12 protein-coding genes, 1 rRNA gene and 1 pseudogene are annotated in these 16,370 nt (G+C 46.6%); 8 read left to right on the forward strand and 6 right to left on the reverse strand.

Annotated elements, in window-relative coordinates; translation table 11 throughout:
- The first annotated feature begins 41 nt into the window (after positions 1 to 41).
- The 7 genes and pseudogenes from SB724_RS18750 (at position 42) to SB724_RS18780 (ending at position 8,781) form a co-directional block, all read left to right on the forward strand.
- Positions 42 to 1,955 carry a glycoside hydrolase family 3 protein gene (locus SB724_RS18750; RefSeq protein ID WP_410572280.1) on the forward strand — a complete coding sequence of 638 codons (1,914 nt, stop codon included), beginning with the start codon at positions 42 to 44 and terminating at the stop codon, positions 1,953 to 1,955.
- 15 nt (positions 1,956 to 1,970) lie between these two features.
- Positions 1,971 to 3,215, forward strand: coding sequence for an exo-beta-N-acetylmuramidase NamZ family protein (locus SB724_RS18755; RefSeq protein WP_410564456.1), 1,245 nt, complete (start codon positions 1,971 to 1,973; stop codon positions 3,213 to 3,215).
- Positions 3,216 to 3,352: 137 nt separating this feature from the next.
- A complete protein-coding gene (gene btr, locus SB724_RS18760) occupies positions 3,353 to 4,948 on the forward strand; it encodes a bacillibactin transport transcriptional regulator Btr (RefSeq protein WP_410572282.1) in 1,596 nt (531 codons plus the stop codon).
- An 87-nt stretch (positions 4,949 to 5,035) separates the two neighbouring features.
- Positions 5,036 to 5,992, forward strand: a complete 957-nt coding sequence (locus tag SB724_RS18765; protein WP_410572284.1) for an ABC transporter substrate-binding protein — start codon at positions 5,036 to 5,038, stop codon at positions 5,990 to 5,992.
- Positions 5,993 to 6,011: 19 nt separating this feature from the next.
- On the forward strand, positions 6,012 to 7,019 hold the full coding sequence (locus tag SB724_RS18770; RefSeq protein ID WP_007609051.1) for a FecCD family ABC transporter permease: 1,008 nt from the start codon (positions 6,012 to 6,014) through the stop codon (positions 7,017 to 7,019).
- A gap of 1 nt (position 7,020) precedes the next feature.
- Positions 7,021 to 8,031 carry an iron ABC transporter permease FeuC gene (gene feuC / locus SB724_RS18775; RefSeq protein ID WP_032872817.1) on the forward strand — a complete coding sequence of 337 codons (1,011 nt, stop codon included), beginning with the start codon at positions 7,021 to 7,023 and terminating at the stop codon, positions 8,029 to 8,031.
- Positions 8,028 to 8,781, forward strand: a pseudogene (locus SB724_RS18780) (alpha/beta hydrolase). The gene feuC and the pseudogene SB724_RS18780 overlap by 4 nt, the downstream one beginning before the upstream one ends.
- Here the strand turns inward: SB724_RS18780 and SB724_RS18785 are convergent.
- From SB724_RS18785 to SB724_RS18805, 5 genes are all read right to left on the reverse strand, one after another.
- Positions 8,770 to 9,711, reverse strand: coding sequence for a bile acid:sodium symporter family protein (locus SB724_RS18785; protein WP_099567254.1), 942 nt, complete (start codon positions 9,709 to 9,711; stop codon positions 8,770 to 8,772). The pseudogene SB724_RS18780 and the gene SB724_RS18785 sit on opposite strands and share 12 nt — an antisense overlap.
- Positions 9,712 to 9,861: 150 nt before the next feature.
- Positions 9,862 to 11,295 (reverse strand): SulP family inorganic anion transporter, encoded by a 1,434-nt coding sequence (locus SB724_RS18790; protein ID WP_410572287.1) that lies wholly within the window; start codon positions 11,293 to 11,295, stop codon positions 9,862 to 9,864.
- A 230-nt stretch (positions 11,296 to 11,525) separates the two neighbouring features.
- Entirely contained in the window at positions 11,526 to 12,572 is a 1,047-nt protein-coding gene (locus SB724_RS18795; protein WP_061581704.1) for a zinc-dependent alcohol dehydrogenase, read from the reverse strand.
- Positions 12,547 to 13,497 carry an inositol monophosphatase family protein gene (locus tag SB724_RS18800; protein ID WP_061581703.1) on the reverse strand — a complete coding sequence of 317 codons (951 nt, stop codon included), beginning with the start codon at positions 13,495 to 13,497 and terminating at the stop codon, positions 12,547 to 12,549. The genes SB724_RS18795 and SB724_RS18800 overlap by 26 nt, the downstream gene beginning before the upstream one ends.
- On the reverse strand, positions 13,494 to 14,762 hold the full coding sequence (locus SB724_RS18805; RefSeq protein ID WP_029326112.1) for an aspartate aminotransferase family protein: 1,269 nt from the start codon (positions 14,760 to 14,762) through the stop codon (positions 13,494 to 13,496). Before SB724_RS18805 ends, SB724_RS18800 begins: the two co-directional genes overlap by 4 nt.
- A gap of 228 nt (positions 14,763 to 14,990) precedes the next feature.
- Here SB724_RS18805 and SB724_RS18810 point away from each other — a divergent pair, with 228 nt between their 5' ends.
- Positions 14,991 to 16,202 carry an MFS transporter gene (locus SB724_RS18810; RefSeq protein WP_171006735.1) on the forward strand — a complete coding sequence of 404 codons (1,212 nt, stop codon included), beginning with the start codon at positions 14,991 to 14,993 and terminating at the stop codon, positions 16,200 to 16,202.
- 94 nt (positions 16,203 to 16,296) lie between these two features.
- On the opposite strand, the gene rrf is transcribed toward SB724_RS18810, so the two are convergent.
- Positions 16,297 to 16,370: ribosomal RNA gene (rrf, locus tag SB724_RS22225) — 5S ribosomal RNA — on the reverse strand; the annotation flags it as partial.

The raw sequence follows: 16,370 nt of genomic DNA on the forward strand, positions 1-16,370 counted from the left end.
CATGTCTTTTGTCCAAACTATGACGGCAGGAGGGCACCATCATGAAACTTGTCATCTCAGCTGTATTACTGTTGTTCATTGTTTTCGGCACGCATCATGCATCGACAAAACCGGACATTCCGTCACAGGCGGAACAAGCAGTATCCCGTATGACATTAGATGAAAAATTAGGGCAGATGCTCATGCCTGATTTTCGAAATTGGCAAAAAAAGGGGCAGTCATCACCTGAGGCTCTTACCCAAATGAATGACGAAGTTGCAGGGCTTATTCAAAAGTACCGGTTCGGCGGCGTTATCTTATTTGCAGAAAATGTAAAAAACACTGAGCAAACAGTACGCCTGACAAATGCCTTTCAAAAGGCGAGCCCTGACATTCCGCTATTATTAGGTATTGATCAGGAGGGCGGCATCGTAACCAGACTTGGTGAAGGTACTCATTTCCCAGGCAATATGGCGCTCGGAGCCGCGAGAAAAACAGCTTACGCGTCCCAGACCGGCGCCATTATCGGCAAAGAACTGAAAGTACTGGGCATTAATACGAATTTCGCTCCCGTTCTCGATATCAATAATAATCCCGGGAACCCTGTCATCGGCGTCAGGTCGTTCAGTTCAGACCGTGATCTGACAGCTTCACTCGGCCTTGCCTCAATGAAGGCTCAGCAAAAGCAGGATGTCGCTGCCGCCGTCAAACATTTCCCGGGACACGGCGACACGGATGTCGACAGCCACTACGGCCTTCCGCTTGTCACCCACAATCAAGAAAGGCTGCGTCAGATTGAACTTTATCCGTTCCGGAAGGCCATTCAGGCCGGAGCTGATATGATCATGACAGCCCATGTGCAATTTCCCGCTTTTGACGATACAACCTATAAAAGCAAGCTGGACGGTTCAGACATTCTCGTACCCGCCACACTCTCGAAAAAAGTGATGACTCATCTTCTCCGTGAGGAAATGGGATTTAACGGCGTCATCGTTACGGATGCATTAAATATGAAAGCCATTGCCGATCATTTCGGCCAGGAAGAGGCGGTCGTCATGGCAGTAAAAGCAGGAGTCGATATTGCCCTGATGCCGGCCCAAGTGACATCGCTGCAAACGGAAAATCGCTTTGCCCGGGTTCATTCCGCTTTAAAAAAGGCGGTACAAAAAGGGGATATTCCGCTGCAGCAAATTAACAAATCAGCGGAACGCATCATTTCCCTGAAAATAAAACGAGGGATATATCCCGCACCGAAAGAGACAAATCTGAAAAAGAAGATTGCAAAAGCAAAGAAAACCGTCGGCAGCAAAAATCACCTGAAAGCTGAAAAACAAATCGCGGAAAGATCCGTCACCGTCTTACAAAACAAAAACCGCACGCTCCCATTCAAACCGAAAAAGAACAGCCGCGTTCTCATTGCCGCTCCTTATGAAGATCAGACAGCGTCAATGGAACAAACCATTCGGCAGCTCATCAAGAAGAAAAAAATCCGACCGGTAACCATCAGTAAAATGAACTTCGCCGAGCGCACATTTCATGATGAGCACAAAAAGCTGATATCTGACGCTGATTACGTGATTACAGGCTCATATGTCGTGAAAAATGATCCTGTCGTAAACGACGGCGTCATTGACGATTCCGTCACAGATCCCGGCAAGTGGACGACTGCATTTCCGCGGGCCGTCATGAAAGCCGCACAATCGAACAAAAAACCCTTTGTGCTGATGAGCCTGCGTAATCCATATGACGCTGCGAACTTTGAAGAAGCTGAAGCCCTTATCGCAGTCTACGGCTTTAAAGGATTTACAGACGGACAATTTCTCCAGCCAAACATTCCGGCAGGCGTTGAAGCGATATTCGGACAGACAAAACCGCAAGGCAGGCTGCCCGCTGACATTCCTTCCGTCACTCATCCGGGAACGACACTCTATCCTTATGGTTTCGGTATCAATCTGAAGACCGGAAAACCGCTTTAAACAGGAGGACAGATCATGAAAAAACAAACGGCTGCGCTTCTTGCCGGATTAGTCGTCATCAGTGCTATGACGGCAGTCTCGGCGGCTTCTGACAGAAACCTTCATACCGCCAAAAAACCAAGCATCCAAACAGGCATCGACCGCCTGCTGAAAGATTATAAACAGGAACTGAAGGGAAAAAGGGTCGGGCTGATCACCAACCCGACCGGTGTGAATAATTCATTGAAAAGCAGCGTTGACGTGCTGTATGAGGCACCAGACATCCACTTGACGGCATTATTCGGACCGGAGCACGGTGTCCGCGGCGATGCTCAGGCCGGAGACAAAGTCACATCCTATATAGACGAAAAAACAGGGCTTCCCGTCTACAGCCTGTACGGGGAAACGAGGAAACCGACGCCTGACATGCTGAAAGATACAGATGTGCTGATTTTCGATATTCAGGATGTCGGAACACGATACTACACCTACATTTATACAATGGCCTATGCCATGGAAGCTGCCAAAGAAAAAGGCATACCTTTTTATGTATTGGACCGGCCGAATCCGCAAGGCGGACGAAATCCGGACGGCCCGGTTCTTGAACCGGATTACGCTTCATTTGTCGGACTATATCCGATCCCGCTGAAGCACGGCATGACGATCGGTGAGCTTGCTCTTTTATTCAATAAAGAGTTTCATATTGGCGCCGACCTCACCGTCGTAAAAATGAAGCGCTGGAAGCGGACGATGACAATTGAAGATACCGGTCTGCCGTTCGTCCTCCCTTCGCCTAATATCCCGACCCCGGACAGCATATTCGCATATTCGGCGACAGGACTAATCGAAGGTACAAACGTATCCGAAGGAAGGGGCACGACAAAGCCGTTTGAACTTATCGGCGCGCCTTATATGAAAAGCACCGAGCTCGAAGAACGCCTGAACAGTCTCAAGCTTCCGGGCGTCGCCTTCAGAGCCGCATCATTTACCCCCAGCTTCTCCAAGCACCAGGGCAAGCTGTGCCACGGCGTTCAAGTCTACGTAACAAACAGAAACACATTTGAAGCGGCAAAAACAGGGCTTTCCATTCTGAAAACCATGCATGACTTATATCCGAATGACTTTTCCTTCTTGCCGACAGGCTCTTTTGACAAGCTGATCGGAAACGGCTGGGTACGCAAAAAAATAGAAAAAGGCGCTTCCATTGAAGACATCACCGGCACATATCAACGCCGGCTGGACCAATTCAAAACTCTAAGAAAACAATACCTCATATACTGACAACATTCGTGTTACACGTGTAACATTTTGACACATTTCACATTTCCGCTTTTTATAGGAAAACATTCATTTATTTGGTACAATTTAAATGATAACAGTTATCATTTAAATGAATGTTTCCTAAAAGGTGGTTTCTCATGAAAAACACATTATTCTTTCAGCCCATTGATATCATCTCCGTAAAAAAAACAGCCGACCTTCTGTCAGAGCATCAGCTCACTGATTCCCCCGTATTGATCTTTCATGTGAAAGGCGAGGGACAAATTGATATCGGAACAGACAGCTTTCCGCTGCAGAAGGAAACGCTCTACATCTGTCCTTGTGATGAGACATTCAATATTGCCCCTATATCGTCAGGCGGCATCCATTTGTATATCGTCAGACTCCGTGTTTTCTCCTATTTATCAGATGATGAAGCGATGCTTCCGGATAATGGGGAAGACATCTTCCACGGACTTCAGCAAATGAATTTACAAACGGTTGATCATTTGACAAGCCGTCTTCAGTCACTTTCTGAAAACGTGCGATCGGCGGATGCATTGCAGAAAATGAAATATACAGCCGACTTTCAGCAGCTGATGTACGACCTTTATGCCGCAAAAGTATGCCATCAAAATAATACGAAAGCGGCGATCGAACAGACAAAACAATTCATACATGCTCAGTCCGACACAAAAATCACGCTCACCCAGCTCGCTCATATGGCGGGAATCAGTCCCAAGCATTACAGTGAAACCTTTAAAAAACTATACGGGCAGAGCGTAACTGAATATATCACAGACATCCGCATAACCAATGCGAAAAAACTGATGGCCAAGGCAAACTGCAAACTGCGGGAAATCGCTCATCAAATCGGCTACCAGGACGAATTTTATTTCAGCCGCATCTTTAAAAAACATACCGGCAGCTCACCTACAAGCTATATGAAAAAAAGGCGCACAAAAATGGCCGCTTACGGAAAAGAAACGATGGGGCATCTGATTCCTCTGCATCACGTGCCTTACGCTGCGGCGCTGCACCCGAAATGGACGGCCTATTATTACAAACAATTCTCTTCTGATATTCCGGTTCACCTGAGTGCTTACCGCTATAATGCAAATTGGGAAGAGAACCTGCACACGCTTTCCCAAGCTGCCCCGGACATCATTTTCAGTCTTGATTCTGTCAGTGAAGAAGAAAAACAGCGCCTGAATGACATCACTGACGTTTTTTACCTTCCGGCTCAAGAGAATTGGAGAGACCAGTTTCTTCGCACAGCCGCATATTTGAATGAAGAGCAGGAAGCGCGGCACTGGCTTAAAGCTTATCAAAGTCTCGCCCATTCAGCGAAAGATGCTCTTAAACACGTGCGGCATCAGCGGTTCTTATTTATCCGTGTATATAAAGAAAATATGTACATCGCCCATAACAACAGTATTGAGGATGTCTTCTTCGGTGATTTAGGCTTTGCCTCCGCAAAACCGGAATCTTTTGCTCCTGACGAAAAGATTTCCTTGGAAATGCTGGCGGATTGCCAGGCTGACTGCATCATGCTTTTCACTTGTAAAGAACCGGAAACGCTTCGTTATTTTCAGCGGATTCAGCAGACCGGGATATGGCAGAACCTTAGAGCCGTCAGCAATAAACGCGTGTTTCCCATATCATCTGACCCGTGGATTGAATATTCTCCAAGCGGACATCAGCGGATGATCGAGCAAAGCATTTCCATTTTATCCGAAGATCGTCCATGGTAATACCGGAAATTATCCATGGTCTTATCCCTGTTCCTTCTCTATAATTCCAATTGATAATAGTTATCAATTGAACAGGAGGAACAATAGATGAAGAAATTGGCATTCGCTTTCATGATTTTGCTTTTGGCTTTCACGGCCGCGGCTTGCGGAAGCTCAGAAACATCTGATACAGCAAGTAAAGGAAAGGACGCTTCTTCAGATAAAAAGAAAATCGAATATCTCGGAAAAACATATGAAGTCAAAGCGCCGACTGACAAAATCGCCATTACAGGCAGCGTAGAGTCAATGGAAGACGCCAAATTGCTTGACGTTCATCCGGCAGGAGCAATTTCTTTCTCCGGCAAATTCCCGGAACTGTTTCAAGATATTACAGATAAATCCGTATCAACGGGAGAAAAAATGCAGCCGAATATGGAAAAAATTCTTGAGCTGCAGCCAGACGTCATTCTGGCATCAACCAAATTCCCGGAAAAAACGTTGAAAAAATTGAGCGGCACCGCTGAAACGATCCCTGTCTCTCATATCTCATCAAACTGGAAAGAAAACATGATGCTGCTCGCCCAGCTTACAGATAAAGAGAAAAAAGCGAAAAAAATCATCGCAGATTACGAACAGGACCTGAAAAAGACAAAAACAAAGATCAACAGCAAAGCGAAACAGTCAAACGCGCTGGTCATCAGAATCAGACAAGGCAATATTTATATTTATCCTGAACAAGTTTATTTCAATTCCACGCTTTACGGTGATTTAGGCCTGAAGGCGCCGGACGAAGTTAAAGCGGCGAAAGCGCAGGAACTGATTTCTCTTGAAAAATTAAGCGAAATGAACCCTGACCATATCTTCGTACAATTCTCTGATGACGAAAACGCAGATAAGCCGGACGCTTTGAAAGACTTAGAGAAAAATCCGATTTGGAAGAGCCTGACGGCAGTCAAAAAAGACCATGTATACGTCAATACGATCGATCCATTAGCCCAAGGCGGAACCGCTTGGAGTAAAATCCGCTTCTTACAGGTTGCGGCTGACAAATTGACTCAAGACTAATAAAGAGTAGGTTTTTCACATGTATGCAAAACGGCGGACACACATTATTATCATTGCTTCACCGATTGCCATTGTTCTGTCACTGCTGCTTTCCGTTTTATACGGCGCAAAGCAGCTTGACTTCCATACCGTGTTCTCCGCATTGCTGCACTTTAATCCGGAGAATACCGACCATCAGATCATATGGCATTCAAGAATCCCGAGGGCTGCCGGCGCTATGTTTATCGGCGCCGCCCTTGCTGTTTCCGGAGCGCTCATGCAGGGAATCACACGGAACTATCTGGCCTCGCCTTCGATCATGGGTGTGTCGGACGGCTCCGCTTTTATCATCACCCTTTGCATGGTATTGCTCCCTCAATCGACATCCATTGAAATGATCATATACTCGTTTATCGGTTCCGCATTCGGCGCCGCTCTTGTTTTCGGGCTGGCCTCCATTCTTCCCGGCGGTTTTACCCCGGTGCAGCTTGCCATTATCGGAACGGTGACCAGTATGCTTCTCAGCAGTCTGTCGGCTGCGCTTTCGATTTATTTTCAAATTTCGCAGGATCTCAGTTTTTGGTACAGTGCGAGACTGCATCAAATGAACCCTGATTTTTTGAAACTGGCCGTCCCGTTTTTTGCGATCGGAATCATCACGGCCATGATTCTCAGCAAAAAGGTCACTGCCGTATCATTAGGAGACGACATTTCAAAAAGTCTGGGACAACAGAAAAGAACCATCAAACTCATGGCGATGGCGGCCGTTGTCATATTGACCGGAAGCTCGGTGGCACTCGCCGGAAAAATTGCCTTTGTCGGTTTGGTCGTTCCGCACATCACACGTTTTCTCGTCGGATCGGACTACAGCAGGCTGATCCCATGCGCGTGCATCATCGGCGGCGTCTTCCTGACCCTTTGTGACCTTGCCAGCCGATTCATCAATTACCCGTTTGAGACGCCTATTGAAGTTGTCACTTCTATCATCGGTGTTCCTTTCTTTCTTTATTTGATTAAAAGAAAAGGAGGGGATCAGCGTGGTGCGTAAAATGGCCGGAATTTATATCATTCTGATTGCTCTCATATTGCTCGTAAGCTATTTCAGCATGACAAGCGGTTCTTTTTCCGCAAAGCCGGGTGAACTGCTCAGTACGCTTTTCCGCATCCATCCGAATCCGCAATATGACATTTTGCTGTTTCAGCTGAGGCTGCCGCGCATTGTCATGGCTGCTGCCATCGGACTCGGGTTGGGGATAGCCGGAGCTGTTATTCAGGCCATTACCAAAAACGGTCTTGCCGATCCCGGTATTTTGGGCATTAATGCAGGAGCCGGAGCCGGAATCGTCACGTTTATGCTTCTGTTTCAGGGACAATCTGAAGCGACGGCACTTGCCTCTGCGATGGGTATGCCTGTCTTCGGCCTCATCGGAGGATTGATGGCGGCCGTGCTGATCTATATTTTCGCCTGGCACCGGGGGCATCTGGAATCGGGCAGAATTATTCTCGTCGGGATCGCCATGAATTCCGGTTTCAGCGCGCTGTCTTTATTTCTTTCATTAAAAATGGACCCGCAGGATTATGAGATGGCGATGGTTTGGAAAAACGGCAGCATCTGGTCGGCAAACTGGATGACCATTACGGCGATCCTTCCGTGGCTGATCTTGTTCATTCCTCTTCTTATGGCGAAAACGTCATTGCTGGATACCATTCGTTTCGATGAGGACACGGTGAAAAGCCTCGGCGTTTCAACCAATAAAGAAAAAACGATTTTACTCATTGCCTGCATCGCTTTGATCAGCGCATGTGTAACCGCAGCGGGCAGCATGGCATTTGTCGGACTGATCGCGCCCCATATTTCCCGCAGGCTCGCCGGGATTGAGCACAGATACTCATTACCGGTCAGCGGATTGGTCGGTATGCTCCTCGTCATATCCGCCGACTTTGCGGGCAAATTGTTCTTTCAGCCTTCAGAAGTGCCGGCGGGAATTATTCTTGCGATTCTCGGCGTTCCTTATTTCTTTTTTCTTCTGTTTAAGCAGAAGAAGGGGCTGGATGCATGAGAGGCACCCTTACAGAACACCGGATAAACGGAAAGGAATGCACTGTGTATCTTCCTCACTCCTATTCGGTTCAAACAGGGGCTGTACCCTGTGTATACGTACTGGACGGGGGTTCTTTGTTTTTAGAACAGATGGATAACCTTGAATCCCAATTTGCGAACGGAACACTTCCCGAATTGATTTTCATCGGCATCAAACCGGCTGACAGGCTCGATGAGTACACGCCGTGGCCCGCGCCTTCCCTGAGCCCTGCGTTTCATGATTTCGGCGGCAAAGGGAGGCTCTTTCTCGAGGAGCTGACAAATGTCATCATTCCCACTGTTGAAGATATGCATCACATTTCTGCACATCCGGAAACGAGAGGCCTGATCGGCGCGTCATTAGGCGGACTGTTTTCGGTATACGCGATGTTACAGAAGCCTGAAATATTCGGCAGAATCGGCTGTATTTCCGGTTCCTTCTGGTATGAAAAATCAACAGAGTATGTCCGCTCCGCATCTTTGCGTCCGGCACGGCGGCGTATCTATATGTCTGTCGGCAGCCGCGAAGCTGAGCATAAAAACAACATCCAAAACACCATGATCCGACAAAATCAAGACGTGCATGAAAGCCTGAGGCAAAAAGGCTTTTCTCAATCTCAGCTCTCTTTCACTGTTGAAGAAGGCACCGTGCACCATCAAGAAGCATTCAAACGACAATTCAATGCAGCACTAAGATGGCTGTACGGAAAAAAACCGCTCACGTAGCTGAGCGGTTTTTTTCATACTTCATCACGACCGGCTTAAGTTCAAAGCGTCTCAGCAAATAGCCGAACAAAGCGGCAAGGATTTGCTGAAAAAGCATCCCGATGACGACCGGAACCGCCACTTGAGACGGAAAGAAAGACACGGCGAGAACGGCTCCGGCGCTGATATTGCGCATGCCCCCCGTATAAATCAGAGACACGATTTCATCCTGGCTCCGCTTCATCAGTCTTCCGATCAGCCAAGCCACGGCATAACCCGTCATGGCAATAAAAAATACCATGCCTGCGATGCCCGCAAATTTGATATCCACGTGCGTGACATACGGCGCGATTTCCGAACTGTTAATGGCAATGACAATCATCAGACAGATTTTTGAAAAAGGAGACAGCGACCGGCTTATCGCCTGAGTCCTTACCGGCGGGGAAAACTGGTTGACTATCATCCCTGCGATGGATGGAATCACCACCATCTCCGCCAGCCCTTTCATCATTCCCCACACATCCATCTGAACATTCGCCCCGGCCAGGACAGACAGGCTTAACGGCACGATAAAAGGAGAAAGCACGGTATCAACCAGGATAATAGACAGCGTCAATCCGACATTTCCCTTATACATCGCAGCCCAAATCAAACTCGTAATTCCGGTCGGAATCACCACACCCATAATCAGCCCCGTCACAGTTAAAGGGTCACCGCTGAAAATCAGATGGCCGCTTCCCCATGCAAAAACAGGCATGAAAATATGCAGAACAAACAATGCCATGATCATCGGGAGCGGCTTCTCGATACTGCGCTTCAGCGATTGAAAATTGGCACTCAGACTGCCCGTAAATGTAATAAATGCAAATATCCACGGCACAGCGCCGGCCATCCAGCTGATATGCTGAGATAACAGCACACCCGCCGCCACACTTGACGGAGTCAAAAGCGGCATGATTCTCCCCAACACTTGGTTCAACTTATGAAGCCACATCATATGCAAGTCTCCTATATACGGTTTTCAAGTCTCATTCATTATAACAATGCACCCCGGCAAATTTAACCGAAAAAAAGCCCGGATATATTCATCCGGACTTCACAAATTCTATGCCATTTGTTTCATTAAATCTCGGCTTTTCTGATTTAATCCCTTTAATTCAGCCTCAATTCCGTATTCTTTACATTTGGCGACAATTTTCTCAAGAGCCGCCGCTCCCGAATCATCCCACACATGGGCATCGGTCAAATCAATGACAATCCGCTTCACGTCTTCATCATAAACGATGGCATTCATCAGTTCAGACACGGAAGCAAAAAAGATCTGTCCCGTTACCTTATATGTTCTGACATCTTTCTGTTCGGAATGTGACACAATCTTCAGCTTAGAAATTTTCGCCGTAAAAAAGATCGCGCTTAGCAGCACACCCGCGAAGACACCCTTTGATAAATCATTTGTCAGGACGACCGTCACGACGGTAATAACCATAACGATCGAATCAGTAAGGGGCGCTTTCCGCAAACCTTTAATCGATGACCAGTCGAACGTGCCGACGGACACCATAACCATCACGGCCACCAGCGCAGCCATCGGAATTTTCACGACGATACCGCTTAATACGGCAATTAAAAACATTAAAAACGCGCCGGCCGTAAAAGCCGATAACCGGCCGCGTCCGCCGGCTTTCGTATTAATGACAGACTGGCCGATCATGGCGCATCCGGCCATGCCTCCGAAAAATCCGTTCACAATATTGGCGATGCCTTGTCCGCGGCTTTCTTTGTTCTTATCACTATCCGTATCCGTCATTTCATCAATGATCTGGGCTGTCAGCAATGACTCGAGCAATCCGACGAATGCAAGCGCCAGAGAATACGGGAAAATAATCCGCAATGTCTCAAACGTCCACGGAACATCCGGTATCAAGAAATGCGGAAGTGAACTTGTAATCCCGCCCATATCACCGACCGTGCGGACATCCGCATGGAAGACCACCGCAATGATCGTCATGACAATAATCGCCACCAGCGGAGACGGCACAGCCGTCGTAACCTTCGGCAATAGATATATGATAGCCAGTGATCCGGCAAGCATGGCGTACATGACCCATGAAGCTCCTTTGAACTGCGGCAGCTGCGCAGAAAAAATCAAGATCGCCAAAGCATTCACAAATCCGATCATGACCGAACGCGGAATAAATTTCATCAATTTCGCTATCTTACTGACACCAAGAATAAATTGAATAATACCTGTCAGAATGGTTGCCGCAAACAAATACTGCAGCCCGTAATCAGCCACCAATGTCACCATGACAACCGCCATTGAACCCGTAACGGCTGAAATCATTCCCGGTCTGCCGCCGAAGATAGAAATAATAATCGCGATACAAAATGATGCATAAAGGCCGACCATCGGATCGACACCTGCAATAATTGAAAATCCGATCGCCTCAGGGATCAGAGCGAGAGCAACCAGAATACCGGCCAGAATGTCTTTACGGACATTTCCGAACCATTGCTGCTGTAATGTATAATCTTTCAAATGATAACGACTCCTTTTCACTATAAAAATCCGCACCCTATCAGTTGGAAACATTGATTTTCTCTGTGGAATATGAGGCAAGCTTACGGGGAAAAAGAGGACACGCTCAGAGTATAATGTCGTTGAGGAAAGGAATTGTTAACAAAGAGTATCATATTAAATTTTAAAGAAATGTGCAAGACCGTATAAATAAGAAAAGAAAACGACTCTCACTGGAGCCGTTTCCGCTTTTATAAAAGTTCCGGATCAGACACAAGAATCGTTTTTATTGCGCTGATATCCTTTCTTTCTTTTGTCACCGGGTCGATGCCCATGAGATGATCAATGGCTTCTTCATAATTCTTCAGTTCCGTCTTTTCCGTAATAAAATCATAGAGCTGCGGAAGGTCGGACGCGCATGCTAACGCAGCCTCCATGATCTGGCGGGCTTCACCTGTGCCCACAATCGTTACGCCGTTTGACAGCAGCTGGTACGGCCTGACCGTCATCTCATACGTATCATCAAAGCCCATCGGCACGATTCTGCCTCCCTTTTCAATGAAAGGATAAGCCCAATCAAGCTGGTTGCCGATGGCGTCAAAAATCACATCAAATTTTCTTCCTTGATTAATCCGTTTCACTTCATCCACGGTTAATGCTTCAGGGTGGTAGACATAATCCGATATCCGGCTCGCCGCCTCGCTTCGGAAACTGCCTATTTCAGTCGCAACCGTCAATCGCGCCAGTTTTTTCACCATCATTTGCACAAGCAGTCCGATCGGTCCGGAGCCCAAAACCAAGACCGAGTCCTGCGGCTGAATCGAAGCCTTGTCCACAACATTCAGTACACAGGAGAGAGGCTCAACCAATGTGGCCCGCTCCCATTCCATTGAATCCGGAATTCTGTACATGAACCTGTCTTCCCCCACGTAATATTCCGCAAACGTTCCGTGCGCCCCGATTCCGAGCTGCCAATCCTCGAAGGTTTCGCAATAACACGTCAGCCCTCTCCGGCAATAATGACATTTCCCGCAAAACTGCGTAGGATCTATCACGACGCGGTCTCCGACTTTTACATTTGTCACGTCCGGTCCGATTTCCACGACCGCTCCCACCGATTCATGCCCCATAATCATATGATGGGTTGCATTCATTTTTCCTTTCAGCACATTTAAGTCCGTTCCGCAGATACCGGTGCCGAAAATTTTCACTTTCACATCATTGGATTTCCGAATTTGAGGCTCGTCCACCTCTTGATATTCAAGCTTATCATTAGGAGTCCAGACCAACGCCTTCATATTTCTCTTCCTTTCTGCCCCAGCGGATTTGGTCTAACAATGTTTGATGAAGCTCTTTCGTTGATGCCGCAATACATGATTGCTGATTCTGATAACTTAAATCTGTCAGAAGTGTTTCGTCCAAAGACCGGCCGTATGCATCCGTAATGATCACTCCCGCCTTCTTCGCCAAAAAGACGCTTGCGGCAATATCATAAGGAAACAAATGCAGCACCTGCCCGTTCCCGACCTGCTGAAAATCTGAAAGCAGCTTCGGATCATCTTTCAGCAGACGATTGCCGATATCCACATAAGCATCCATCTGTCCCGTGATAATTCGTGAAATCGAATAAGAAGCGCTGTTGAAAACAAAAACCCCGCCATTATTGGCTGACTGGTCAATCAGATGGCCGTATGCGTCCGTCATCAGCTGCGCCGGATGCCCGTTAAATTCAAGGCTCCAAAACATATTTTTAATATCCCGCACTCCGCTCAAATTCGGCAATTCTCCATGATACCCTTCAAAATGAATGGCATCGCTGTATATATCACCGTACATAAAAGCGCCTGATTTCAATTCAAGTAAAAAAGCAAATTCGATATCCTTAATCTTTGCGTTTGGCTTATACGAAGCAAGCGCAATCGAAATACACGACATTTCAAGTCCCGCGGCGGCCGGGCGCGTTCCGTCTATCGGATCTACAATTAAAATATATTGCGGATCTTCTCCAATCAGCTTCAGGCCGCCATCCTCCGTGTAAAAAGCAACCGGATGACCCTTTTCTTGAATATAATCCAGCACCGCCTCCTCAGCAGCGGCGTCTATGTTAAATTGGGCGTCGCCTCCCGGGGAATAGCCGTTTACAAGCCGGTTTTTCAGTGTGCCTTTTTGATTTTTCACCTTTTGATAAACAAATTGTCCAAGCCCAATGATATAGTCTCTCACTTGATTTCCTCCAATAGCTTACGAAGTCTGTAGCAGAGCACTTCGGCTTCACTAAGTGTTATGGTTAAAGGCGGACGGATCTTAAATACATTTCCGAATCCGTAACGGGATGTCCGGAGAATCAGCCCGTAATCCATTGCCCGTTTAGCAATATAATTGGTCAGCTCCACATCCGGTTCATTGTTCTCTTTAACAATCTCCACACCGATCATAAGACCGACGCCTCTTACCTCAGAAATAAAAGCGAAATCCTCTTTCATCGTTTCTAAGCGATCCATAATATAATGACCGACCGTCGTTACATTTTCCAAAAATCCCGGGCGCTGCATGATATCTATGGTTTTACACGCGGCAGCGGCGGCCATCACATTTGAGCCGTACGTGAAGGAGTGCGTATACCCCGGAAGCCCGGTATACTTGTCCTCCGTCAGAGTGGCGGCGACTTGGAAGCCTGTGCCCCCGAGCCCTTTTGCTACCGTCATCATATTAGGTTTCACATCGAAGTGGTCCGCGGCAAACATTTTGCCCGTCCGTCCGAATCCGGTCTGAATTTCATCAAAAATCAGAGCGATATCATGTTCATCACAAAGCTTTCTCAGCTGTTTAAAATACTCTTTAGGCGGAACGACGTTTCCACCGTTTCCGGATATCGGTTCAATAATCATTGCGGCAATTTTTCCATTGCTCGCATACTCAATAAAATCATTAATTCTTTCTACGCACAGCATACCGCATGAATCAGGTTTCTGATTATAAAAACAGCGGCTGCAATAGGGATCGGGGACTTGCAGGCCAAAAGAAATTTGCGGCGGGAAAGGTTCTTTTCTGAATGAGTTGCCGGACAAAGCGGAAGTCATATACGTTTGTCCGAGGTGGCTTCGAAATAAGGAGATGACATCGGTTTTTCCGGAGTAATACTGAGCCATTTTAATAGCTCCTTCATTTGCACCGGAACCGCTGCTGACTTTAGGGTGTACTTTTGTGAGATTATCGGGGGCGATTTCTGCTAGTTTTTCTGCCAGTTTATTTACGGCGTCTGTTTGAAAAGATGATGTTACATGGATCAGTTTATCGGCTTGTTCTTTAACCGTATCAATGACCTCTTTGTTACCGTATCCTAAATTCAAGTTAAACGTGGCAGAGGCGCAATCAATGTACTCATTTCCCTCTTGATCGTACAGGTAAATCCCTTCTCCGCGCTCCATTACTACATCGTCAACACTGTAATACAAGCTGTCTGGATTCGTGATTTCCTTCGTTCCCACAAATACCACCCCTATGAAATTATTAGAATTTCGCTTTTTATCGTATAAATTATTGAAAATAATGTCAACGATCTTTCTTGTAAAAAATGTTAACAATTTGTTAACGTTACCATAAGGGATGTACGAGCAAAAGTTATGTGATATAGTAACAATAATTGGATTTTTTGTAAAAACGTCATGTCATACGAGTAGAGAGAAATATGATTTTACCAATAAGGAGATAAAATGATGAAAACTCGTCTGCTGTGGATAAGCTGTTTTTCTTATGGATCGATTGCTTTTACACTTGTTATTCTGGGAGCCGTACTGCCTGAGTTACTCACACATTATTCACAAAGCTACAGTAATGGCGGAGTATTGGTATTCTCTCAGTTCATGGGCTTTCTCATTGGTGTCATCGGAATGCCTTACATGGTGAAAAAGCTTGGGCGCAAAAACGTCGTTATCTTTGGTCTGGCCCTCATCAGCTGTGAAATGTTCATCACCTTCCTGCCGCCCTGGCCGCTGCTCTTTCTTCTCGTCAGCATCGCGGGGCTTGGCGCCGGGTTGGTGGAATCCTGCGTAGGCACAATCATCCTCACCGCTATTAAAGAAAGACAAGCTGTGGCCATGAGCAAGATGGAAGTGGCCTACGGATTGGGTGCGCTTTTCATGCCCCTGCTCTCAGGCTTTCTTATCAACAACCACATGTGGACAATTGCTTTTTTAGTATTAGGGTTATCTAGTTTTGCACTATTAATTGCATGGAAGCAGATGAGTTTCGGCAGTATTGATCAGCTTCTCATCCGCAAAGAGGTCCCTTCCGATGACACTCAAAAAGAAAGCACCGGTTATCGGTCACACGGATTGCTGTTTATTGCCTTGGCGGGTGCTTACTTCTTCTTTTACGGCGGCAGTGAAGTTTCCATTGTACATTTTATCCCCTCCATCTTCGCTGAGAAATGGGATATCCCCAACTCTTTGGCAACGATAACAGTTACAGTGTATTGGACGGGTATGATCATCGGAAGGTTATTAACAGGCCCGGTATCAGAAAAGCTGACATATCACCGTTATCTTCGTCTCATAAGCATTGGCGGTCTGGCTGCACTTACCGTATTAGCATTAAGCAAAAACGTATGGTTCGGTTTTGCCCTTTGCTTCTTTTTAGGACTGTTCATGGCAGGCATGTTTGCGATAGCCCTAATCATCACGAATCATTTTTATCCCGGAAAGACAGAAACGACTACCAGTATTCTGCTCGCTTCAAACGGATTAGGAGGTTCACTCCTTCCGATCGCCGTCGGCTGGAGCTTAGATGAATATCCCGCACAAACTGCGTTCTGGCTGTTTACTGCACTGATGCTCCTTATGCTGCTGATTGTGTTCAGTTTAAGAATGCTCGAGACAATAAAATCAAACAATCTTCAACATCACAACAGCAAAGCAAAATCAATGTAAACAAAAAAGCTAATGCCTTTGAAAGGCATTAGCTTTATATATCTATGTGATCTTTCATATAAAAAACCCAGTTCATCAAGAACTGGGTAATATAGCTTGGCGGCGTCCTACTCTCACAGGGGGAAACCCCCGACTACCATCGGCGCTGAAGAGCTTAACTTCCGTGTT

This window comes from Bacillus sp. SIMBA_031, from assembly GCF_046535225.1.
Taxonomy (GTDB): domain Bacteria; phylum Bacillota; class Bacilli; order Bacillales; family Bacillaceae; genus Bacillus; species Bacillus velezensis.